This window comes from Mycobacterium sp. ELW1 (genome assembly GCF_008329905.1).
GTDB lineage: Bacteria > Actinomycetota > Actinomycetes > Mycobacteriales > Mycobacteriaceae > Mycobacterium.
Genome location: NZ_CP032155.1, coordinates 1,484,310 through 1,504,719, shown reverse-complemented (window position 1 = coordinate 1,504,719; position 20,410 = coordinate 1,484,310). Strand labels below are relative to the sequence as shown.

The following is a 20,410-nucleotide window of genomic DNA, read 5'->3' as shown; positions in this document are numbered from 1 at the left end:
CGAACGCCGGAGTTCACTAGATCGGATCGAATCCCGAGATGAGCCACCGGTCTTTGACCTTCTCCAGGGTCACCCGCACGCTGGAGGCGGTGTTGGTCGGTGCATCGGTGCCGACGACCACGGTCTGATCGACGAACAGCAGCACCACCGCGTGATCGGGCTTGGCCGAGACCGACGCCGCCGCGGGCACGGCCGCCAGGGCGGAGATCTTCTTCTCCTTGGCGCCGGGGATGACCACGGTGTTGATCAGCTGCGTGTAGGCGTCCAGGAAGCTTCCGGTCAGCCGGTCGCGCGCCGCGCCGAGGTCCTTTTCGACCGACTCCGGCTTGTAGCTCAGCAGGGCGACGGTGGAGTCCTTGGCCGCCTGCACCGATTCGGTGCGGGCGGTGTCGGCGTCCCGGCGCGACGAATCCTCATAGCGCAGATAGCCGGCCGCCGCCGCGAGCAGCAGGGCCACGATCGGCAGCACCCCGAAGGCCACCGCCCGGGCGACGCTGAACCGCTTGGCCGGAGCGGCTTCGGGAGCAGCCGGCGCCTCGGTATCACCGTCGGTGTCGGTGACTGCGGCCGCGGTGGTCTCGTCCTCGATCACCTCGGGATCCGACTTGGCCTCGTCTGGTTTGGCATCGTCAGTCGTCACGGTACGAACTCCACTTTCGAAACCTTCGCTTCGTCGTTTCCGGTCTTCTTGACCGTCAGACGCATCCGCCAGGAGCGCTTCGGCTGGTTCGGTTCACCCCGATTGGAGGTGGTGACGGTGACGGCCACCAGAACTTGGCCTTCGTTGCCCGAGACCGACTCGAGGCCCGCCTCGGTCACCTCACCCACCGATTTGGACTGAGCCTGCTTGACCACCTCGATGAACGGCTGGGCCCGCTTCGCGAAATCGTCGTAGAACGCATCGGTGGCCGAGTCGAGGATGCGCTGCACATCCTTGTCGGCCTCGGCGGCGTCGATGGTCGTCAGGTTGATCGCACCCTGGCGGCCCACTCCGACCAGCAGGTTCTGCAGCTGGGCAGTCTGCCTGGACTCGTAGGCCCGGTAGCCGAGCCACCCGGTCAACGCGGCCAGCGCGACCACGACGGCCGTGCCGACGATCAGCGCCAGCTGGACATGCGAGCGCGCCGGTTTCGCCGGTGCGGGCGTCTCCCCGTCAACCCCGAGCTCGACGGCCGTGGTGGCCTCGTCGGCAGGCTCGGCAGGCTCGTCGGCCATGTTTCTCCCTCTGCGGCGTTACCGGGCTCCGATCACCCGCACTTGGGGCGAAAGGCTACCGGTAGGCGCTGTGAGGGCCGTCACGGGTTCGCCACAGCGGCCTCCAGCTCGGCGATGACGATTCTGCGCATCCCGAGCATCGCCTTGGTCGCGGCGGCCGCCCGGGTCTGGTCGGGGTCGGACAACAGCTCATAGAGCCGGGTGGGCACCACCTGCCAGCTCAGCCCGAATCGGTCCTTGAGCCAACCGCACTGCGATTCCTGGCCACCGGTGACCAGCGCATCCCAGTAGTAGTCGACTTCGGCCTGGTCAGCGCACTCGATCAGGAAGGACACCGCTTCGGTGAACGAGAACACCGGGCCGCCGTTGATGCCGACGAACCGGCTGCCGTCCAGGGTGAAGCCGGCCGACACGACCTGGCCGGCGGTGCCGGGACCCGCGTCGGTGTAGCGATTCACGTACTCGATGGACGAATTCGGGAAGATGCCGGTGTAGAACCGCATCGCCTCCTCGAGGTCGTTGTCGAACCACAGCGACGGGGTGATCGTGGGCATGGGGGTCTCCTCTCCGGGACAGTCGAAGGGATTGACCGGCCGGGGTCCCGAAACTCATCGATAGGACCGCTATGTAACGTGCTGTTCAGGTTCGGTCGAGAGGATGCCGGTGAGCAGCACGAACAGCGGTCAGACAGTCGAGTTCCGCGGCACCGACGAGCTCGCCCTCGTGGCCGACGAGTGGAACCGGGGCGCCGCCTCGGCGGCCGAGCGCCCGACGATCCTCATGCTGCACGGCGGCGGGCAGAACCGGTTCTCCTGGAAGAACACCGGGCAGGTGCTCGCCGACCACGGTTTTCACGTGATCGCGCTGGACGCCCGCGGGCACGGCGACAGCGACCGCGCCCCGGACGCCGACTACAGCGTCGACTCGCTGTCCGCCGACGTGCTTCGGGTGCTCGAGCAGATCGGCCGCCCGGTGGTGCTGATCGGGGCCAGCATGGGCGGGCTGACCAGCATTCTGGTGGCCAAGGAGGCCGGTCCTGCCGTGGTGACGAAGTTGGTACTGGTCGACGTGGTGCCCCGCTTCGAGAAGGACGGCAGCGCCCGGATCCGGGACTTCATGTTCAGCAATGTGGACGGCTTCGACAACCTGGAACAGGCCGCCGACGCCATCGCCGAATACCTTCCGCACCGCACACGGCCGAAGAACCTCGACGGTCTCAAGAAGAACCTGCGGTTCCGGGACGGCCGGTGGTTCTGGCATTGGGATCCGGCGTTCCTGACCGCCCCGAAAGACGATCCGTTCGGCCGGGTGGAGCGGCTCGAACAGGCCGCCATCGACCTGACCATCCCGATCCTGCTGATCCGGGGGAAGCTGTCCGATGTGGTCAGTGCCGAAGGGGTGCAAGACTTCCTGACGAAGGTGCCCGGCGCGGAGTTCGTCGAACTCTCCGATGCCGGCCACACCGCCGCCGGGGACGACAACGACGCCTTCAGTGAGGCCGTCGTCTCCTTCGTCACCCGCTAGACCGGTGTGACCAGCTGACCGCGGGCGAGGAACTCCTCCAGGTTGCGCATCGCCAGAGTGGCCATGGCTGTTCGGGTTCGGGCGGTGGCGCTGCCCATGTGCGGCAACAGGACCACGTTGTCGAGTTCCCACAGCCGGACGGGCACGTCGGGCTCGGCCGCGTAGACGTCGAGACCGGCGCCGGCCAGCCGGCCCGCTTCCAGGAACTCGATCAGTGCGTCCTGGTCGACGACGCTGCCCCGGGCGACGTTGATCAGGAAACCGTCCGGCCCGAGCGCCTCCAGCACGTCGCGATCCACCAGATGCGCGGTGTCGGGTCCTCCGGCGGTGACGACCACCAGGACGTCGACGGAAGCGGCCAGCTCCACCGGTGAGGCGGCGTAGCGGTACGGGCTGTCGGGTAGCTCGCGGCGATTGTGATAGGCGATGGCACAGTCGAATCCGCGTAATCGGGTAGCGATCGCCGAGCCGATCCGGCCCAGCCCGAGGATGCCGACGCGGCTGCCGCTGAGGTCGCGGGTGTACGGGAACGGCCCCTCGGTGGCCCAGCGGCCGGCCCGCAGGTATCGGTCGGCGGCGCTGAACCGGCGCATGGTGTCCAGGATCAGCCCGAGAGCGGTGTCGGCGACGGTGTCGTTGAGCACGTCGGGCGTGTTGCTCACCCCGATCCCCCGTTCCCGCGCCGCGTCGACGTCGATGGCGTCGTACCCGGCGCCGAAGTTCACGATGGCACCCAAGGCGGGCGACGAATCAATCAGCGCGGCATCGACACCCGGCCGGCCACCGCACACGATCACCGTGACCTCGTCGGCCTGCTGCGCGTCGACGGGGTGGCGCAGCGGTGTGTGCTTGGCCGTCAGTTGCTTCTCCAGCGATGGTTCGAGCCTGCCGACGACGAGGATGGCCATGCCGCCAGTCAACCAGGCCCGCCGTCATCGAGCGCGTGGCGGATGATGTCGCGCAGGTCCTCGCGACTGGTCACGTTGAGTTTGAGGTACATCCGGTAGAGGTGCCCCTCGACGGTGCGCGTCGACACCACGAGCCGTTCGGCGATGTCGCGGTTGGACAATCCGCGCACCACCAGTTGGGCGATCTCGCGTTCCCGCCGGGACAGTGGCAGCGGCTTCGAGGTGGCCATCAGTGCAGGAGTCTTCAATCCGCCGCATTCCTTGCCGAGCCGGTCGGCGGCCGCCGCGGCTTCCAGTGAATGCCTGCGCTGTCCGGCGGCATCGAAGAGTGCCGCGGCCTGCGCTGCGGCGTCGGCCGCCGACAACAGGGCGCCGATTCGCTCGAACTCTTGTGACGCTGAAAACACCGCTGCGCCATCGTTGTTCATCAGACCGGTGGCGTGTGCCGCATCGATCGCCGCCAGCGGCCCACCGATCACCGCGGCCACCTCGACTATCCGCGGCAGGCAGGTCGTGTCACCGAATCGTGCGGCGGCGTGCAGCGCCATCAGCTCGATGGCACGTTGGCCCGACTCGGCGGCGACGTCGGCGGCGCGCAGGGCCATCGTGACCGCGCCGCTGACATGGCCCATGGCTGCGGCCAGCCACGCCTCGGCGATCCGCACCGCAGGTTCGAACATCGTCGCCGCGCGGCTCACCAGGTCCCGTAGTTCGGTGACCAGCGGTGCGGCGGCCGAATCGTAGCCGAGTCCGCAATAGCACTGCACCAGAAGCAATCTGGCCGGAACGTTCCAGGAGGCGGCGGCCTCACCGCTGAGGGCGGCCAGAGTCTCCTCGAGGCGGCCCATCGCCACCCGCAGTTGTCCCCTGCCCAGTTCCACGGTGCCGGCCAGGACGTTCGCCATCGCGCGGGCACGGTACTGGCTGGGCGAGGTGATCCGCACGATGTCACCCGAACGGGCCTGCGCGGCAGCGAAATCCCCGGCCAGCGTCAGGGCGCGTACCTCACCCAGTGCCAGCAGGAACCGCAGCAGCCCGTCGATCTTGTCGTAGACCTCGTGGCCTCGCGCGGCCAGCCGCGCCGCGTCGGCGGTGCATCCTTTGAGCGCGGCCGCCATTCCACCGCCGAAGACCGCCCACCCGACGGCGATCGGTGGCGCGCTCGGATCGGCGAGCACCTTGTCTGCCAGCTCTGCGGCCTCGTCGAGTCGGTTGTCGAGTACGGCCAGCGCCGCCGCGAGGCTGTCGACCCCCACCCGGATGCGGGGGTGGGTGATCCTCTGCTGCAACATCTTCAGGATCTCGGCGGCGGCCGCGGCATCTCCCATCGACCACTGGAGATTCGCAATTCGCGCCATGCCCCAGCGGGCCAGTTCCAACTCGGTGAGGGTGTCGGGGTCGAAGGATTCCAGGATCGTTTCGGACTCCGGGGCCCTCCCCTGCCACAGCAATGTCCGCGCGAGCAGTTCGGAGGCCACCAGGCCGCCACCGGCGTCGACGGCGGCCCGGGCCAGCCGCTCGGCGAGCGTGATGTTCATCAGGGCGATCGCGTCTTCCGCTGCGCGGGAGAAGAATTCGGCGTCCATTGTGGTGTCGGAGTGGAGTGCAAGTTCAGCGCGACGCACGCGTTGCACCGGCGCCTCCGGCGGGTGCAGATCCATCGCGCCCACCAGCTCGGTCCGCAGGCGGCGACTCGCGACCTGGCCGAGGCTCTGCCGGATGACTTCACCGATCACCGTGTGGGTGAAGTGAATTTCGGCTGTGCCGCTGATATCGACGACGCGGATCAGCCCTCGCCGCTCGGCACGTTCCAACGTGTCGGTGTCGACGAGTTCGGACATCACCGCCAATGTCAGCGGCTCCGATACCGCCAGCAACTGCAGAGCCCGCCGTTCGTCGTCGGGCAACCGGTCGAGCCGACTGTTCAGCAACGGCGCCAGTTTCGAGGCCACCGCTGTCTCGCCGCGGAGCTGCCAGACACCGTTGACCTGGCGCAGGGTCCCGGCTTCCAGCGCCCCTTCGACGAGGTGCCGGACGAACAGCGCGTTGCCGCTGGAGGCTTCCCACATCAGATCGGCGGAGAGCCGCTCGAGGTGGCCCCCGAGCGCCGTCTCGACCAGCGCCACCGACTCGGCCTTGCTGAAGGGAGCGACATCCAATCGGGCCAGGTAGCCGTCTTTCCACAGCGCGGTGATCGTCTCGGGAATCGGCTCGCCGCTGCGGGCGGTCGCCACGATGCGCACCGCGCCTTCGACAGCCAGCTGGTGTAGCAGCGTCGCGGACAGATGGTCGACCAGGTGCACGTCGTCAACGCCGATGAGCGCCAGCTTCTCCCGGCGAACGGTGTGGAATGCGGCGGCCAGCATGGCTACCGGGTCGGTGGGCATCGGGCTGGCGAGCAGATGGGCGAACACCCCCAGCGGCACATCGCGCGCGGACTCGGTGCCGGCGACCCACACCGCGGCGGTGCGCAGCGTGCGCGCGGCCATCCGTGCCAACGTGGTCTTGCCGACACCGGCATCGCCCAGAAGGAGAGTTCCGCATTGGCCAGGCCGGCCCTGCAGGCTCGCCTGGATCGCGGCGAGTTCCTTGCCTCGACGCATGACGGGCCAGGTGCGGCTGTCCCCCACGGCCGCAGTTTACGCAGGCGAAAGCCCTGAACTGGGCGGATTGCTCAAGGTCCGGCGACCGCGGCTAGGCCAACAGCGGCACGCCGCCGTGCCGCTGGTCGGTCAGGATTTCGAACATCGCGCGGCGCGACGCGGTCAGCTCGGCATCAAGACCGTTGCCGGACAGGGTGATTCGACAGTTCGCCAGCGCGGAGTTGTAGCAGTACTTGATGGCACTGTTGGTGTCGGTGTAGGTCAGCCCGATGACATCGCCGGTTTCGGTGCGGATCTCGCCGTGCAGCTCGAATCCGTCGGTACGGCCGCCGAACGACCACCGGAACGGCTCGTACGAACCGTGGGTGCGCCGGGTGCCAAGTATCGACCGCACGGCCACCTCCCAGCCCGCGTGGCGCAGGACGAACAGGGTGGTGGCAGGCAACCGCAGCGGTCCGAGGGCGGCGTGCGCGGTGACCACCTCCAGGCTGGACTTCGGGTGCTCGTCGAATCCGCACACCTGGCCGAAGGCGTACGCCGGGGTGTGCTTGCTGCCCCAGTTGTGGTTGACACTGCCCGTCCACGAGTCGACGGCGACTCGGGTGTCGCCGAGGGTCACCGTGCCGTCGAAACGGGCCAGCGGGTGGCGTACCTGCGTCTTGGCGGTCGGGAACTTCGCCGTATAGGAGCGGTCGGTGAGGAGTTTGACCGGCGGTTCGTCACCGGGGGTGATGGCCAGGTCGCATGACGCGCCGTCGAGCGTCGCGCGGGCGTGCACGTCGTCGATCACGGTGTCGGCGATCCTGGCCGACCACGGATCGGACAGGTAGTCGGCGTCGGACAGCGGGTGGGCCACCTTGAGGGCGCGGTTGCCTGCGCCGTCGGGGTCGAACAGCATCACCCAGACGTCGGCCACCGCGTCGCCGGGTTGGGGTAGCAGTCGCGTCCAGCGCAGCCAGATGGCCTGCGCGCGCCGGGGGTGATTCGCACGGATGAATCTGCTCTCGTAGTAAGGAGGCATCATCTGTTCAGGATCGCGGACAGAAGGGCGGCGCACAGTGGGTTGGACGATCGTGGCTGCGGTGTTGGCGGTGCTGGCCGTGGCCGAGGCGATCGCGCTGCTGGTGATGCGCTCACGGCTGGCCGCCAGCCGGCGGGAAACCGAGGAGCTGCGCGGGCGCCTGGACACCCGCAACATGCTGTGGACGGGCGGCCGGGAGGCGGTCAAGCAGGTGTGGCAGACCGCCAACCTGGTCCGCACCCAGGGCCTGGGCGGCGCGGTGCGATCGTCGATCGAGGAGCTCGCCGACTGGGCCGACGTGGAGCGGCCCGATCTGGCCCGGCTGGCACCCGACGGCAAGGTGGTGGTGATGTTCTCCGACATCGAGGAGTCCACGGCACTCAACGAACGCATCGGGGACCGAGCGTGGGTCAAGCTCATCGGTAGCCACGACCGGATGGTCCGGCGGTTGGTGAACAAACACGACGGCCACGTTGTCAAGAGTCAGGGCGACGGGTTCATGGTGGCCTTCGCCGATCCCGCCGCTGCGGTGAGCTGCGCGGCGGCGATGCAGCGGGAATTGGCCCGCGACGCGAAAAGGCTGCGAAACAACAGCATTCGAGTGCGGATCGGTATCCACATGGGCAAGTCGGTGCGCCGCGGTGACGACCTGTTTGGCCGCAACGTCGCGATGGCAGCCCGCGTCGCCAGTCAGGCCGACGGCGGCGAGATCCTGGTGAGCGAGTCGGTGCGGACCGCCGTCGGCGATCAGCAGACCTTCGACGAGGGGCGGGACGCCGAACTGAAGGGATTCAGCGGTACCCACCGGCTCTACGCGGTGGCCTAGTTCTTCGGTGCCACCTGGTTTTTAGCGGCTTCGACGTGCCGCTGGTGCAGCCGGGCGCGGATCTCGTCGGGGGTGTATGCCTTGCGGCGCCGCTGGTCCCGGGCGACGAGTACCCCGCCCGCGACGACGCCGGCCGCACCGGCCAGACCGATCCACTTCCAGATACCGCGCATGCGATCACATTATGCTGCGCTGGTGAGTGAGCACACCGTGTCGTTGACACAGGCGCTGAACGAAACCCGAACCGGTGACGTCTGGTTGTTCCGCGGCGGGTCGGGCCCGGACCGGGCGATCCAGACTTTGACCAACGCGCCGGTCAACCATGTCGGCATGACGGTGGCGATCGACGATCTGCCGCCGTTGATCTGGCATGCCGAGCTCGGCCACAAGCTGCTGGACCTGTGGACCGGCACCAATCACCGCGGGGTACAGCTCAACGATGCCCGGGAGGCCGTCGAGCAATGGCTGCACCACTACGGTCAGCGGTGCTGGCTGCGCCAGCTCACCCCCGACGTCAGCCGCGAGCACGAAGATCAGCTGCTCAAGGTGATCGCCCGGATGGACGGCACCCCGTTCCCGTCGACCGCGCGGTTGACCGGCCGCTGGCTGCGCGGCCGGCTACCCACGGTGAGCGATTGGACGCGGGGAATCCCGGTCGTACACAAGAAGGTTCGACAATCCGCGGAGCGGCGCAAGCAGGCCGAGCGTGAAGTCGGGTTGCAGACGGCCTATTGCGCGGAGACGGTGGCCATCACCTATGAGGAGATGGGCTTGCTGGACACCGAGAAGAACGAGAACTGGTTCGATCCCGGCCGGTTCTGGAGCGGCGACACGCTACCCCTGGTCGACAGCTATCGACTCGGTGCCGAAATACAGGTCCTGGCAGACTGATTCGTCAGAAGCCGACGCCGACGCCGATACCGACCGGCGACTCACGGTGCGGGCACGACAGGTCGACGTAGACGGTGGTCGCGCTGGTCGACTCCCCGGGCGAGCTGTCGGGATTGTGGACGGCGACCACCCGGCAGGATGACAACGGCGCACCGGTATTGCCGTCGACCCAGTTGATCGCGACGACGTAGCCCTGGGACTGCAGGTCGTCGATGGTGGCCTGCGCCGTGTCGGCCGAGGCCACCGACGCGAACACGATCGGAGCAGCGGCCGCGCCGCACAGCGCGGTCACCGATCGTCCGATCCCCCATCGCATGACCCACCTCCCGAGCTGAACCTACCCCGCGCCCCAGACCGCCAGCACCTTGCCTTTCGGGTCGCGGAACTGGATCGCGGTGATGGTCTGGCCCGGCGGGACGTCGTAGGCGACGTGGCCGGCGACCTGCTGGTCCTGCGCGAGCTGGCCTGAGGTGATGCCGGGCCGGACAGCACCGACGGCGGGCGCGATGTTCGACCCGTCGGCGGCGCGCGCGACGAGGTAGAAGCCGTTGTAGGTCGGTGTGCCGCTCTTGGCGACGATCGTGACGTCGACGGCGTACATCGCGCCCTTGGCCGGGACGATCTGGGCGTCGGGCGGCACCGGCTGCAGGTTGTCGACGATGTAGGCCGCCGTGCCGTCGGACGACGCGATGTCGACCTTGGTGCCGAACGCGACCGCTTCCAGCGTGGGCGCCATCGACGTACTGGCAGGTGTGCTGGGAGGCGACTGTTGGGCGGTCTGGTTGGAATTCCCGCACGCCGCACTCATGAGTGCGATGGCCAACAGGCCGAGAGGGACTCCGACCAAACGTGTTCCGCGCATTGGCGGATACTAGCGCGCGGGTGGCAGCGGCCAGCCCGACGCCGCCGCATTGCCTGATTAGCAAATCCCCTTGCCGATATCGCTCGTCCGTCAGCACCATCGGGAGGTGACCTCAACCACGAACCCGTTCGATGATCCGCGCCACGTCGAGATGTACGCCGACCGCGCGGCGCAGATGGTGCCCGCCTACCGCGACATCCACCGGATGGCCACGGTTCTCATCGATGAACGCGCGCCGTCCGATGCCAGGGTTCTGGTGCTCGGGGCCGGCGGAGGCCTGGAAACCAAGTCATTCGCCCAAGCCCAGCCGGGGTGGACGTTCGACGCCGTGGACCCGTCGGCGGCAATGCTGCAGCTTGCGGCGCGAAACCTCGGACCGCATGCGGCGCGGGTGCGCATGCACCATGGATACATCGAGGACGCTCCGGACGGCCCATTCGCCGCCGCGACAAGTCTGTTGACACTGCACTTCCTGCCCCGGGAGCTCCGCCTCGAGACGGTCGCACAGGTCCGGCAGCGGTTGGCGCCCGGTGCACCGTTCGTCGTTGCGCACATGAGCTTTCCGCACGACGGTGGTGAACGGGACTTGTGGATCGGCAGGCACGTCGCGAACCTCATCGCTGCGGGCATCGATCCTGCGGATGTCGACAAGGCGCGCAACGCCATTGCCGGCGAGGTTCCTGTTCTCTCGCCGGACGAGGACCGTGCCATTCTGCGAGAGGCGGGCTTCACCGATGTCACCGAGTTCTTTACGGCGTTCACCTTTCGCGGCTGGGTCGGCTACGCCTGAGTGCCTAACCCCGGCCGGGCCGGTCGCGTTTGGTTCGGTACATCGCTTCGTCGGCCCGGGAAAGTAGTTGCGCGGCAGTGAGATCAGAGCCGGCGGCGCGGCCGATACTGGCGCTGATGCTCAGCGCGTGGGAATCGAGGTCGAAGGGTGCCAACAGACGGCGACGGATGTGCTCGGCGAGGTCGTCCAACTGGGTGAGGTCGTGTAGCCGTTCGCGGACCACGACGAACTCGTCGCCGCCCAGGCGGACAACCGTGTCGGCGTCACGCACCGCGGTGGATAAACGAATTCCTATCTCGCACAGCACTTTATCGCCCATATCATGGCCGTATCGGTCGTTGACACTCTTGAAGTTGTCCAGGTCGATGAACAACACGCCAACCTGGGTCTTGGTGAGTCTCGCCCTGGCAAGAGCGCGAGTGAGTCGATCTTCCAGAACAGTCCGGTTGGACAGTCCCGTGAGCGGGTCAGTCGACGCAGCGTGTTCGAGCTGAGCGGCGGCCCGCTTCTGTTCGGTGATGTCTTGGAGTTGAACCAGAAAATGGGTGACCATTCCGGACTCGTCGGGCAACCCGATTTCGGTGTGAAGACACCAGGCCACCGTCCCGTCCGGCCGGACGAACTGGCGTTCACCTTCGTGGTGGCTATGCGCTCCGCTGTGCACGGCGGCGATGGCGTCCTCGAATTCGGATCCGTCTGTGGCGAACTCTTCCAGCGAGTGTCCGATCAGCTGCTCGGCGCGTCTTCCGAGGATGTTGCACAGCGCGGGATTGACCCGAGAGAGTGTTCCGTCACGCCTGCGCCAGCCGACGCCGATGGTGGCATGGCTCATCGCCAGTTCGAACATCCGCACCGCGGCGTCGCGGGCACGTTCGGCCTGCACGCGGTCGCTCACGTCGCGGTGAGCGGTGATCATCTGCTGCGGCATGTTCCCGTCGGCGGGCAGGACGTGCGCGGTGGTCTCGATCCAGCGGTACTGGCCATCCGCGTGCCGCATTCGCATCGTGAATCTCGTCACCGCACCGCTGGTGGTCTTCCAGCTTTCCGCCAGCGAGGCACGTTCGTCGGGGTGGACCAGATCGATCCCGTAGGTCCCGATCAGCGCGTCCGGCTCGAAGCCCAGGACGGTGCGCGACGCCGGCGACACCCACAGGAATGTGGTGTCCACGACCAGCTGCCAGGCGACCATATCGGAGCTGTACTCGGCAATCATCCGAAAGAGGCGCTCGGATCGCGTAGCTGAAGAGCGTGCAAGGGTTCGCCGCTGAGCGGCCGGAAGGCCGCCACCACCACCCACGGGTCGGGGTTGTCGGCTCGGAAGAGCGGTACGGCGTCGACGCGAAGCCAGACGTGGCGTCCCGCGGCGTCACTGCCGGGGCGATGGACGCCCATGATCCTGTCCCGCACCGCGACCCGGGTGCGCCGAGCGACCATGGCGGGGTTCTCTTCCCCTTCGAGGAATCGGCCGTCTTCGTCCACGGCGGCCCAGCGCGGATCCTGCGACGTCCGACCGAGCATCTGGTCGGACGACAACCCGAGGATCTCCTGGGCCACTGTGGAGGCGGCGATGATCTCACCCTCGGAGTTCTGCACGACGATGCCGGCGTCTGGCGGCAGTGCTGCGAAACCCGCCTCTGCCGCCAGCGCGTCGACGGAGACCTGTGCACCCCCGTCCACCCGACCCCCTTGGCCGCCGCTGACCTTGTCTTGCGTGAGTCTAGGTTTCACCGCCCGCTTCGGGCGCGTTACCCCGACATCGAATCTTGCTGTCACACATAAGGGTTGCCTTGCTTAACGGCTAGCCTCCGCGAGGTACGTAGCGCAGATGAGCAATGCCGTTGTCGAACGTCTCGTGCCCGGCGAGCGCCAGATCGAGCTGCACATCGTCGGGTAGTGCGCGCAGCCCGCCACCCACCACCTTCGGGACCACGAAGAACTGGAATTCCTCGATCAGGCCGGCCCGGATCGCGTCGGCCGCGACGGTCGGCCCGAAGATCTCGACCACTCCGGGCGCGTCGTCGACGATTCGCTTCAGCTCTGCCAGGCTCAAGTCCGGCACCAGACGGACGCGGTCCGATCCGATGTCGTCGCGCGTGAGGGTCGAGGACGCCACCACCTTGTCGATGCGCCGCCAGCGGCGGGCGAACTCCTGCTCGGCCGCGGTCCAGACCTGGTCGACGGGATCGGTCTCCCAGTACTCCATCAACTCGAAGGTCCGGCGCCCCAGCACCTCGGTCGATATTTCGCCCATCCGCTCGACGTGGACGGCGAACACCGCCCCCTCGGGGGCCGACCATTGAAAGTCGCCGGCAGTATCGGCGACGTAGCCGTCGATGGACATGCTCGCGGTGAAAATCAGCTTTCCCATGCCTTTGAGACTCTCGCATCAGGCCGAACTCATCGCGGAACTCGACTGGTGTGGAGATCACACGGCGGGTTGGATGCCGAGTTCGGCGAGAAGCCCGCGCACCCGCGCCTCGATCTCGTCGCGGATCGGGCGGACGGCGTCGATCCCCTGGCCTGCGGGGTCGGGCAGTTCCCAGTTCTCATAACGCTTTCCGGGGAAGAACGGGCAAGAGTCACCGCACCCCATGGTGACCACGACGTCGGCGGCCCGGACGATCTCATCGGTCCATGGCTTGGGGAACTCCCGCGCGATGTCGATGCCGATCTCGGCCATTGCGGCCACGGCGGCGGGGTTGATTTCGTTGGCTGGTTCCGAGCCTCCCGACCTCGCCACTGCGTGGTCTCCGGCGAGGTGGTTGAAGTATCCGAGCGCCATTTGGGAACGGCCAGCATTGTGGGTGCACAGAAAGAGCACGGTGGGCTTCGTGGTGGTGGCGTCATTCATGGTGTGCTCCTGTCAGGCTTCGGGGTCCGCGGTGAAGCGGCGTCAGTGAAACGGCGTCGGAGTGCGAGCGAGACGTAGACCAAGGCAACGAGGACGGGCACTTCGATCAGGGGGCCGACCACTCCGGCGAGTGCCTGCCCGGACGTTGCGCCATAGGTGGCGATGGCGACAGCGATCGCGAGCTCGAAGTTGTTGCCCGCTGCGGTGAACGCCAGGGTGGTGGTGCGCTGATAGCCCAGCCCGAGTAGTGCGCCGAGCAGGTATCCACCGCCCCACATGATCGCGAAGTAAGCCAGGAGCGGCAGAGCGATGCGGACGACGTCCAGCGGGCGACTGGTGATCTGATCACCTTGCAGCGCAAAAAGAATGACGATGGTGAACAGCAACCCGTAGAGGGCCCACGGTCCGATTCTCGGCAGGAATGTGGATTCGTACCACTCGCGGCCCTTGGCTTTCTCCCCCAGCCGCCGGGATAGGTAGCCGGCGAGCAGTGGGATGCCCAGGAAGATCAGCACTGATTTGGCGATCTGCCACGGCGAGGTGCTGATGGTGGTCTGTGCCAGCCCCAGCCAGCCAGGCAGCACGGACAGGTAGAACCAGCCGAGCACTGCGAACATGACGACCTGGAACACCGAGTTGAGGGCGACGAGGACGGCGGCGGCTTCGCGGTCGCCACAGGCGAGGTCATTCCAGATGATGACCATGGCAATGCAGCGGGCGAGGCCGACGATGATGAGTCCGGTGCGGTACTCGGGTAGATCGGGCAGCAGCAACCAGGCCAGGGCGAACATCAGCGCGGGCCCGAGGACCCAGTTCAACAGCAGCGAACTGATGAGTAGTTTGCGGTCCCCGGTGACGGTGTCCAAGCGGTCGTAGCGGACCTTGGCCAGGACCGGATACATCATGATCAGCAGGCCCAGCGCAATGGGCAGCGAGATGCCGTCGACCTGCACCTTGTCCAGCGCGGTGTTCAGCCCGGGTACCAGACGACCCAGGAGTAGACCGACCGCCATGGCAAGGCCGATCCATACCGGCAGGAATCGGTCCAGTAGCGACAGCTTCCCGACGACCGCGGTGTCGACGCCGACTGCTGAGGGGGCGTTCACGATCAGCAGCAGGCGTTGGTAGCGGTCGATTCGTCGGCATCGGCAGCGGCGCCGCCACAGCAGACGCCGCCCTCGGCGGTGCCTCCCTCAGAGTGTTCGGGGCTGTTGCCGAAGGTGTCCGAATCGGCAAGGACGGTGTAGACCTCCCATTTCTCTCCGGCGGGTCCCGTCACCCAGACCTTGTCCTGGGTGGCGAAGCAGCAGGTGGTGCCGATCTCCTCGTCGGTGAACAGACCTTCGTTGGTGAGGCGGGCGATCTCAGCGTGGACGGTCTCGCTTGATTCGACCTCGACGCCAAGGTGGTTGATGGTGCCGCCCTTTCCTGGGTTTTCAAGCAGGACCAGCTTCAACGGCGGGTCGACGACAGCGAAGTTCGCGTAACCCGGCTTCACCTTGGCCGGTTCGGTGTTGAACAACTTCGAATAGAACGTGATGGCCTCGGCCAGGTCATCGACGTTGAGGGCCAGTTGAGCGCGGGACATGACGGCTCCTACCTATGTGGCTTATGTCGAACTACGGACATACACGATGATGCCACCTCTTCGACGTATGTCAATATCCATGGCAAGATGTGGTCATGCCGAAGACACTGCCCACGGTGGACATGTCCGCGCCGGTCTGCTGCGCGCCGGTGGCCGCCGGTCCCGTCAGCGATCAGGCGGCACTCGAGATCGCGTTGCGGCTCAAGGCTTTAGCGGACCCTGTTCGGGTCAAGCTGGTCTCATTGCTGTTCGGTTCGGACGCGGGCGAGGTGTGTAGTTGCGACCTGGCAGCGGCGGTCGAACTGAGCGAGTCAACCGTCAGCCACCATCTGTCCCAGTTGCGTCGCGCAGGTCTGGTCGAATCCGAGCGCCGCGGAATGAACGTCTACCACCGACCGTGCCGCGAAGCGCTGGTGGCGCTCTGCACTGTCCTGGACCCGAACTGCTGCCGTTAGATCACCGGACGGTCGCACACCAGAAGATGGAAGGCACGTGGGCCATTACCCACCCGCCTGTCCTCGATCTGATCGAAACCAGCTTCACGGATAGCCGACACGAGTTCGTCGACGGGCCGCAGCCGAAAACCATGGCGGGTGAAGGGCATCTTGGCCATCTGATCCGGATCACCGATCCCGAGCACCAATCGCCCGCCCGGGCGCAGTACGCGAGCGAGCTCTGCGAACGCCGCGGCGAGATCGGGCACGAAGTAGATCGTGTTCGTCGAGATGATCGCGTCCAGTGCGGAATCGTCGAGAGGCAGACTCTCCATCCGGCCGGCGTACAGGCGTAACCGACCGCGAGCGATGTCATCAGCGAACCGACGCCGCGCCTGTGCGAGCATCGTCTCCGACATCTCGACGCCGTGCACAGCCGTGCCCTCGCGATCGAGCAAGATGTCGAGTCCGACGCCCCCGCCGAATCCGATGTCAGCGATGTCGGCGGCCAGCCCGCACTCCGTGGCAGCGACGGCGGCGACGACAAGTGACCGATTGCCACGGTTGAGGACCCGACCGACGATTCGGCCTGCGAATCCGGTGGGGTCACCGAGCTGGCGAGACAACCCGGCGAGCGCGCGGTCGACGAGCGACATACCCGTCATTAGATCAGCCGCCGAACTTGGCCCGAGCATCGTCGGTGACCGGGGTGAACAGGTTGACCAGGTTGCCGTCGGGGTCGCGGAACAACAGCGCGCGATTGCCCCATGGCATGGTGGTCGGCTCGGTGACGACCTCGTCCAATTGTCCCTGCAGGCGTACGTATTCGGCATCTACGTCAGCCACGATGAACTCGATGATGGCGCTGCGATTGGCGGCCGGTTCGGCAGATCCCGCGCCGAACAACGGCACGGTCTTGTCACTGCCGATGGCCAGCGTGCCCACCGGTGTAGGGATCTCGGCGAATAGTTCGTTGCCCCAGATCGCCTCGGCCCCGGTGACCATCTCGTAGAACGAGACGAGACGCTTCACATCTGCGGTGATGACGCGGATCGACACTAGCTTCATGGCGCCCAAGCTAGACCCGCCCACCGACAGGTCCCCTAGACGTTGAAGCGGAACTCCACCGCATTCCGCTGCCAATCAACGTCGAGACCGCCGCTATGGTCGTGATTTTCGTCGGATCGCAGCCTTCAGGGCAATCTCGATGGTGAACCGTCCGACTAGACGTTCAACCTCTGAGTCACGATTCATCCATCGTTCGACGGATCGAGTACCGGCGTTCGATTCCTGCGGTGACCCGACCCCACTCGCTCGCGGCAACCCGCGCCTGATGCGCGTCGAATGCTGCGTCGTTGACAAACCGTTCGTCAACTTGCCAGACATAGTGATCATCGGTCCGATGTACCTCGAATGAGACACACCCCGACTCGGCACGCGTCAGCTCGACGTGACGTGGCAGATGCCGGTGGACTGTCGCCGCTTCGTCATCAGTCGCACACACCAACTGCCCGCTGAGGACGACTTGCGGTGTCATTTCAGGGACGCGACCTACACGTTGAACCGGAACTCCACCACGTCACCGTCGGCCATGACGTAGTCCTTGCCTTCCATCCGCACCTTGCCTGCCGCCTTCGCCGCGGCCATCGTGCCCGCTTCCACCAAGTCGTTGTAGGACACGACCTCAGCCTTGATGAAGCCCTTCTCGAAGTCGGTGTGAATCACTCCGGCCGCCTTCGGCGCGGTGTCCCCACGGTGAATTGTCCAGGCGCGCGCCTCTTTTGGCCCCGCGGTCAGATAGGTCTGCAGGTTCAACGTGTGAAAACCGGCGCGCGCCAACGCATCCAGCCCGCGCTCACTCTGGCCGATCGACTCCAGCAGCTCGGCTGCCGACTCGTCGTCGAGTTCTTGGAGCTCGGCCTCGATCTTCGCGTCCAGGAACACCGCATCGGCCGGCGCCACCAGCGCACGCAGCTCGGCGATGCGCGCGTCATCGGTGAGCACCGATTCGTCGGCGTTGAACACGTACAGGAACGGCTTGATGGTCATCAGGTTCAGCTCGCGCAGCAGCGACCAGTCCTTGCCGCTGGCGAACAGGGTCGTGCCGCCGTTCAGTAGCTCCTGCGCAGCCACAGCGGCCTCGAACACCGGCTTGCGGTCCTTGTTGTTGCGGGCTTCCTTCTCCAGCCGCGGCACGGCCTTCTCGAGGGTTTGCAGATCGGCCAGGATCAGCTCGGTCTCGATGACCTCGATGTCGGACTTCGGGTCCACCTTGCCGTCGACGTGCACGACGTCGTCGTCGGCGAACACCCGGACCACCTGACAGATCGCGTCGCACTCGCGGATGTTGGCCAGGAACTTGTTGCCCAACCCCGCGCCTTCCGAGGCGCCTTTGACGATGCCGGCAATGTCGACGAACGTGACCGGCGCCGGCAGGATCCGCTCGGAGCCGAAGATCTCGGCCAGTTTGGTCAGCCGCGGGTCGGGCAGCGGGACGACGCCCTCATTCGGCTCGATCGTGGCGAACGGATAGTTGGCTGCCAGCACGTTATTGCGGGTCAGCGCATTGAATAGGGTGGATTTTCCCACGTTGGGCAGACCGACAATTCCCAGGCTCAGGCTCACAGAGAAGACAGTCTAGGAGAAAGCCCCGGACGACCCCTCCGCTTGCGGCCCCGCTGACGGTCCACATTCAGCCGGAGCCGGTACGGTCTACGTGTGTCAGCACAGCGAGCGAGGTCCTCCGTGGCGCCCGCGAACCGCTCGGCGCACCCGAACCTGTCCGGCGTGCCATGGTGGGCCGCCGTCCTGATTGCTGTGATCGCCACCACAATTGGCTTCGCCTTCGATGCGGGCTCAGGCAACAAGGAACTCGGCAACGTCTTCGCCGCCATGTACGCGCTCGGTTGTGTGGCGGCCGTTCTCGCAGTGCGCCACTCCAGTATTTTCACCGCCGTCATTCAGCCTCCGCTGATCCTGTTCGTCATGGTGCCCGGCTCCTACTTCCTGTTTCACGGCGCAGCCTTCACCGGCGTCAAGGACACCCTGATCAACTTCGGCTACCCGCTGATCGAGCGCTTCCCGCTGATGCTGTTCACCTCGGCCGGCGTCCTGCTGATCGGGTTGGTGCGCTGGTATTTCGGAATGTCGGCCAAATCGTCGGCGGCCGTCCGCCCCGATGGCGACGATGAAACCGCCGCGGGCCCCGGCCTTTTCGCCGGGCTGGCGGCCAAGTTCTCGTCGGTGATCCAGCGCGGTGACGTCGAGGACGATGACGACGCCGACGATGCACCCAAGCGCAAGCACAGCATCGACCGACCCGCGACCGCGCAACGGCGCCCCCGCTCGGAGCGGCCCGCCAAGCGTCCGCCACCGACCCGCTCGCGGCATGCCCGTCCGCCGCTCGAGGACATCACCGAGGGGCCGGAGCGGCCCCGACGCCAGTCGGCTCGTCGTCCGGCCGATGCCGAGCCCGACGCGCTCGACTACCCCGAGACTCCGCGGCGCCGCCGCCAGCCGCGTGACCCGAATAGCCGCACGTCGTCACGGCGCGAGCCGCGTGAGCCCCGCGAAGCTCGCGAAGCGCGCGAACGCAGGGATCCATACGGCTCACCTCCGCGGCGCAGCAGCCGCTTCGAGCCGCGCGAGGCCTACCCGTCCTACGAGCCTTATCCGCCCTACGAACCGCCGACCCGGCAACGTCCGCCCGGGCGGACAAACGGCGACAGCGACACCCATCACCCGGTGTCGAGGGTGCGTTATCGCGGTGACATCGACCCGGAGCCGGGCCGCCAGCCGAGGTCACGTCGCCCCAGTGCGAACGACTGGGACGCCGAATCCTGGCGTTCCGACCGCTGAGCCGCCGAACTCAGGTGCGGGCGGGCCGGATCTCGCGCGGTAGCGCGAACACCAGCGTCTCGTTGGCCGTCGTCACCGTCTGCACGGTTCCGTAGCCGTATTCGGCCAGCCGGTCCAGCACCCCGCGCACCAGGACCTCGGGAACCGAGGCACCCGACGTCACGCCGACCGTCGTCACACCCGACAACCAGGCCGGGTCGATGTCGTCGGCGTAGTCGACGAGCTTGGCCGCTTTCGAGCCGGCGCCCAGCGCCACCTCGACCAGCCGCACCGAGTTGGACGAATTCCGCGAGCCGACGACGATCACCAGGTCGCACTCCGGCGCCATCGCCTTGACCGCGCCCTGCCGGTTCTGGGTGGCGTAGCAGATGTCATCGCTGGGCGGGTCCTGCAGCGTCGGGAACTTCTCCCGCAGCCGTCGCACCGTCTCCATGGTCTCGTCGACGCTCAGCGTGGTCTGGGACAGCCAGATCACCTTGTTCGGGTCGCGCACCGTCACCTTGTCCACGGCGTCCGGGTTGTCGACCACCTGAACGTGGTCGGGCGCCTCACCGGCGGTGCCGACGACCTCTTCGTGGCCCTCGTGGCCGACGAGCAGGATGTCGTAGTCGTCGCGGGCGAACCGCTTGGCCTCGTTGTGCACCTTGGTGACCAGCGGGCAAGTCGCGTCGATGGTCTGCAGATTGCGGGCGGCCGCCTCCTCGTGCACGGTCGGCGCCACACCGTGGGCGGAGAACACGACGATGGCGCCTTCGGGCACCTCGTCGGTCTGCTCGACGAACACCGCACCGGCCTTGGCCAGGGTGTCCACCACGTAGCGGTTGTGCACGATCTCGTGTCGTACGTAGACCGGCGCGCCGTGCTTCTCCAGGGCGCGTTCGACGGTCTCCACCGCGCGGTCCACGCCCGCGCAGTAACCGCGCGGCTCGGCCAGCAGCACCCGCTTGCCGGTAACGGGCCCGGCAGCCGTACTGGCGGCACCGGGAATCCCCATGTTGACGGTAGGCGGCATGGTTTCCAGGGTACGTTCCCGCAACGC

General features: G+C 66.8%; 24 protein-coding genes and 2 pseudogenes. 6 read left to right on the top strand and 20 right to left on the bottom strand.

The genetic code is table 11. From position 1 onward, the window contains the following. Positions 1–16: 16 nt before the first annotated feature. The 3 genes from D3H54_RS07065 to D3H54_RS07055 form a co-directional block, all read right to left on the bottom strand. Positions 17–640, bottom strand: a complete 624-nt coding sequence (locus D3H54_RS07065) for a hypothetical protein (protein WP_149378446.1) — start codon at positions 638–640, stop codon at positions 17–19. Beyond that, positions 637–1,215, bottom strand: coding sequence for an Rv1363c family protein (locus tag D3H54_RS07060; protein WP_210419656.1), 579 nt, complete (start codon positions 1,213–1,215; stop codon positions 637–639). Before D3H54_RS07060 ends, D3H54_RS07065 begins: the two co-directional genes overlap by 4 nt. Before the next feature lie 80 nt (positions 1,216–1,295). After that, positions 1,296–1,769 (bottom strand): VOC family protein, encoded by a 474-nt coding sequence (locus D3H54_RS07055; RefSeq protein WP_149378445.1) that lies wholly within the window; start codon positions 1,767–1,769, stop codon positions 1,296–1,298. Between the two features lie 109 nt (positions 1,770–1,878). On the opposite strand from D3H54_RS07055, the gene D3H54_RS07050 reads away from it, so the two are divergent. After that, on the top strand, positions 1,879–2,739 hold the full coding sequence (locus tag D3H54_RS07050) for an alpha/beta fold hydrolase (protein ID WP_432246508.1): 861 nt from the start codon (positions 1,879–1,881) through the stop codon (positions 2,737–2,739). Here the strand turns inward: D3H54_RS07050 and D3H54_RS07045 are convergent. From D3H54_RS07045 to D3H54_RS07035, 3 genes are all read right to left on the bottom strand, one after another. After that, positions 2,736–3,647 carry a 2-hydroxyacid dehydrogenase gene (locus tag D3H54_RS07045; RefSeq protein ID WP_149378443.1) on the bottom strand — a complete coding sequence of 304 codons (912 nt, stop codon included), beginning with the start codon at positions 3,645–3,647 and terminating at the stop codon, positions 2,736–2,738. The two genes, D3H54_RS07050 and D3H54_RS07045, sit on opposite strands and share 4 nt — an antisense overlap. A gap of 8 nt (positions 3,648–3,655) precedes the next feature. Then, positions 3,656–6,277, bottom strand: a complete 2,622-nt coding sequence (locus D3H54_RS07040; RefSeq protein ID WP_149378442.1) for a helix-turn-helix transcriptional regulator — start codon at positions 6,275–6,277, stop codon at positions 3,656–3,658. Between the two features lie 64 nt (positions 6,278–6,341). Further along, positions 6,342–7,274 (bottom strand): hypothetical protein, encoded by a 933-nt coding sequence (locus D3H54_RS07035; RefSeq protein WP_149378441.1) that lies wholly within the window; start codon positions 7,272–7,274, stop codon positions 6,342–6,344. A gap of 34 nt (positions 7,275–7,308) precedes the next feature. On the opposite strand from D3H54_RS07035, the gene D3H54_RS07030 reads away from it, so the two are divergent. Beyond that, positions 7,309–8,097, top strand: coding sequence for an adenylate/guanylate cyclase domain-containing protein (locus D3H54_RS07030; protein WP_149378440.1), 789 nt, complete (start codon positions 7,309–7,311; stop codon positions 8,095–8,097). On the opposite strand, the gene D3H54_RS07025 is transcribed toward D3H54_RS07030, so the two are convergent. Further along, positions 8,094–8,270 carry a hypothetical protein gene (locus D3H54_RS07025; RefSeq protein ID WP_149378439.1) on the bottom strand — a complete coding sequence of 59 codons (177 nt, stop codon included), beginning with the start codon at positions 8,268–8,270 and terminating at the stop codon, positions 8,094–8,096. The genes D3H54_RS07030 and D3H54_RS07025 overlap by 4 nt on opposite strands. A 37-nt stretch (positions 8,271–8,307) precedes the next feature. On the opposite strand from D3H54_RS07025, the gene D3H54_RS07020 reads away from it, so the two are divergent. Continuing rightward, complete coding sequence (locus tag D3H54_RS07020) at positions 8,308–8,988, top strand: guanylate cyclase (RefSeq protein ID WP_149383390.1); 681 nt, start codon at positions 8,308–8,310, stop codon at positions 8,986–8,988. 4 nt (positions 8,989–8,992) lie between these two features. Here D3H54_RS07020 and D3H54_RS07015 read toward each other — a convergent pair whose 3' ends face one another. Both D3H54_RS07015 and D3H54_RS07010 read right to left on the bottom strand, forming a co-directional pair. Next, on the bottom strand, positions 8,993–9,304 hold the full coding sequence (locus D3H54_RS07015) for a hypothetical protein (protein WP_168214801.1): 312 nt from the start codon (positions 9,302–9,304) through the stop codon (positions 8,993–8,995). 21 nt (positions 9,305–9,325) lie between these two features. Next, positions 9,326–9,850 (bottom strand): DUF1942 domain-containing protein, encoded by a 525-nt coding sequence (locus tag D3H54_RS07010; RefSeq protein WP_149378437.1) that lies wholly within the window; start codon positions 9,848–9,850, stop codon positions 9,326–9,328. Positions 9,851–9,956: 106 nt separating this feature from the next. Between D3H54_RS07010 and D3H54_RS07005 the strand changes: the two genes are divergently transcribed. Next, entirely contained in the window at positions 9,957–10,640 is a 684-nt protein-coding gene (locus D3H54_RS07005; protein ID WP_149378436.1) for a class I SAM-dependent methyltransferase, read from the top strand. A 4-nt stretch (positions 10,641–10,644) separates the two neighbouring features. Here the strand turns inward: D3H54_RS07005 and D3H54_RS07000 are convergent, their stop codons facing one another. The 6 genes and pseudogenes from D3H54_RS07000 to D3H54_RS06975 all read right to left on the bottom strand — a co-directional run bounded on the left by D3H54_RS07000 (position 10,645) and on the right by D3H54_RS06975 (position 15,079). Further along, positions 10,645–11,829, bottom strand: coding sequence for a sensor domain-containing diguanylate cyclase (locus tag D3H54_RS07000; RefSeq protein ID WP_286199153.1), 1,185 nt, complete (start codon positions 11,827–11,829; stop codon positions 10,645–10,647). 20 nt (positions 11,830–11,849) lie between these two features. After that, on the bottom strand, positions 11,850–12,317 hold the full coding sequence (locus tag D3H54_RS06995) for a PAS domain S-box protein (protein WP_168214800.1): 468 nt from the start codon (positions 12,315–12,317) through the stop codon (positions 11,850–11,852). Positions 12,318–12,438: 121 nt separating this feature from the next. Further along, positions 12,439–13,008 (bottom strand): dihydrofolate reductase family protein, encoded by a 570-nt coding sequence (locus D3H54_RS06990; RefSeq protein ID WP_149378433.1) that lies wholly within the window; start codon positions 13,006–13,008, stop codon positions 12,439–12,441. Positions 13,009–13,065: 57 nt separating this feature from the next. After that, positions 13,066–13,470: pseudogene (locus D3H54_RS06985) on the bottom strand (arsenate reductase ArsC); the annotation flags it as partial. A gap of 70 nt (positions 13,471–13,540) precedes the next feature. Then, positions 13,541–14,597 (bottom strand): annotated as a pseudogene (gene arsB / locus D3H54_RS06980) (ACR3 family arsenite efflux transporter); the annotation flags it as partial. A 2-nt stretch (positions 14,598–14,599) separates the two neighbouring features. After that, positions 14,600–15,079: an ArsI/CadI family heavy metal resistance metalloenzyme gene (locus tag D3H54_RS06975; RefSeq protein WP_149378430.1), complete on the bottom strand. Its 480-nt coding sequence runs from the start codon at positions 15,077–15,079 to the stop codon at positions 14,600–14,602. A gap of 95 nt (positions 15,080–15,174) precedes the next feature. Between D3H54_RS06975 and D3H54_RS06970 the strand changes: the two genes are divergently transcribed. Further along, positions 15,175–15,534 carry an Rv2640c family ArsR-like transcriptional regulator gene (locus tag D3H54_RS06970; RefSeq protein WP_149378429.1) on the top strand — a complete coding sequence of 120 codons (360 nt, stop codon included), beginning with the start codon at positions 15,175–15,177 and terminating at the stop codon, positions 15,532–15,534. On the opposite strand, the gene D3H54_RS06965 is transcribed toward D3H54_RS06970, so the two are convergent. The 4 genes from D3H54_RS06965 to ychF form a co-directional block, all read right to left on the bottom strand. Next, positions 15,531–16,169 (bottom strand): class I SAM-dependent methyltransferase, encoded by a 639-nt coding sequence (locus D3H54_RS06965; RefSeq protein WP_149378428.1) that lies wholly within the window; start codon positions 16,167–16,169, stop codon positions 15,531–15,533. The genes D3H54_RS06970 and D3H54_RS06965 overlap by 4 nt on opposite strands. Positions 16,170–16,182: 13 nt before the next feature. Next, the gene (locus D3H54_RS06960) at positions 16,183–16,581 is read right to left on the bottom strand and encodes a VOC family protein (RefSeq protein WP_149378427.1); all 399 of its coding nucleotides are present in this window, start codon (positions 16,579–16,581) and stop codon (positions 16,183–16,185) included. Positions 16,582–16,756: 175 nt separating this feature from the next. Next, positions 16,757–17,050 (bottom strand): putative quinol monooxygenase, encoded by a 294-nt coding sequence (locus D3H54_RS06955; RefSeq protein ID WP_149378426.1) that lies wholly within the window; start codon positions 17,048–17,050, stop codon positions 16,757–16,759. 14 nt (positions 17,051–17,064) lie between these two features. Further along, positions 17,065–18,138: a redox-regulated ATPase YchF gene (gene ychF, locus D3H54_RS06950; protein ID WP_149378425.1), complete on the bottom strand. Its 1,074-nt coding sequence runs from the start codon at positions 18,136–18,138 to the stop codon at positions 17,065–17,067. Positions 18,139–18,258: 120 nt separating this feature from the next. On the opposite strand from ychF, the gene D3H54_RS06945 reads away from it, so the two are divergent. Further along, on the top strand, positions 18,259–19,371 hold the full coding sequence (locus tag D3H54_RS06945; RefSeq protein ID WP_286199152.1) for a DUF6542 domain-containing protein: 1,113 nt from the start codon (positions 18,259–18,261) through the stop codon (positions 19,369–19,371). A gap of 10 nt (positions 19,372–19,381) precedes the next feature. Here D3H54_RS06945 and D3H54_RS06940 read toward each other — a convergent pair whose 3' ends face one another. After that, positions 19,382–20,383 (bottom strand): 4-hydroxy-3-methylbut-2-enyl diphosphate reductase, encoded by a 1,002-nt coding sequence (locus D3H54_RS06940; RefSeq protein ID WP_102809372.1) that lies wholly within the window; start codon positions 20,381–20,383, stop codon positions 19,382–19,384. Positions 20,384–20,410: the final 27 nt, after the last annotated feature.

Coding starts and splice junctions, on each gene's coding strand:
- D3H54_RS07060 (WP_210419656.1), bottom strand. CDS start 1,215: ATGGCCGACGAGCCTGCCGAGCCTGCCGACGAGGCCACCACGGCCGTC.
- D3H54_RS07055 (WP_149378445.1), bottom strand. CDS start 1,769: ATGCCCACGATCACCCCGTCGCTGTGGTTCGACAACGACCTCGAGGAG.
- D3H54_RS07045 (WP_149378443.1), bottom strand. CDS start 3,647: ATGGCCATCCTCGTCGTCGGCAGGCTCGAACCATCGCTGGAGAAGCAA.
- D3H54_RS07035 (WP_149378441.1), bottom strand. CDS start 7,274: ATGATGCCTCCTTACTACGAGAGCAGATTCATCCGTGCGAATCACCCC.
- D3H54_RS07025 (WP_149378439.1), bottom strand. CDS start 8,270: ATGCGCGGTATCTGGAAGTGGATCGGTCTGGCCGGTGCGGCCGGCGTC.
- D3H54_RS07015 (WP_168214801.1), bottom strand. CDS start 9,304: ATGCGATGGGGGATCGGACGATCGGTGACCGCGCTGTGCGGCGCGGCC.
- D3H54_RS07010 (WP_149378437.1), bottom strand. CDS start 9,850: ATGCGCGGAACACGTTTGGTCGGAGTCCCTCTCGGCCTGTTGGCCATC.
- D3H54_RS07000 (WP_286199153.1), bottom strand. CDS start 11,829: ATGGTCGCCTGGCAGCTGGTCGTGGACACCACATTCCTGTGGGTGTCG.
- D3H54_RS06990 (WP_149378433.1), bottom strand. CDS start 13,008: ATGGGAAAGCTGATTTTCACCGCGAGCATGTCCATCGACGGCTACGTC.
- D3H54_RS06975 (WP_149378430.1), bottom strand. CDS start 15,079: ATGTCCCGCGCTCAACTGGCCCTCAACGTCGATGACCTGGCCGAGGCC.
- D3H54_RS06970 (WP_149378429.1), top strand. CDS start 15,175: ATGCCGAAGACACTGCCCACGGTGGACATGTCCGCGCCGGTCTGCTGC.
- D3H54_RS06965 (WP_149378428.1), bottom strand. CDS start 16,169: ATGTCGCTCGTCGACCGCGCGCTCGCCGGGTTGTCTCGCCAGCTCGGT.
- D3H54_RS06960 (WP_149378427.1), bottom strand. CDS start 16,581: ATGAAGCTAGTGTCGATCCGCGTCATCACCGCAGATGTGAAGCGTCTC.
- D3H54_RS06955 (WP_149378426.1), bottom strand. CDS start 17,050: ATGACACCGCAAGTCGTCCTCAGCGGGCAGTTGGTGTGTGCGACTGAT.
- D3H54_RS06940 (WP_102809372.1), bottom strand. CDS start 20,383: ATGCCGCCTACCGTCAACATGGGGATTCCCGGTGCCGCCAGTACGGCT.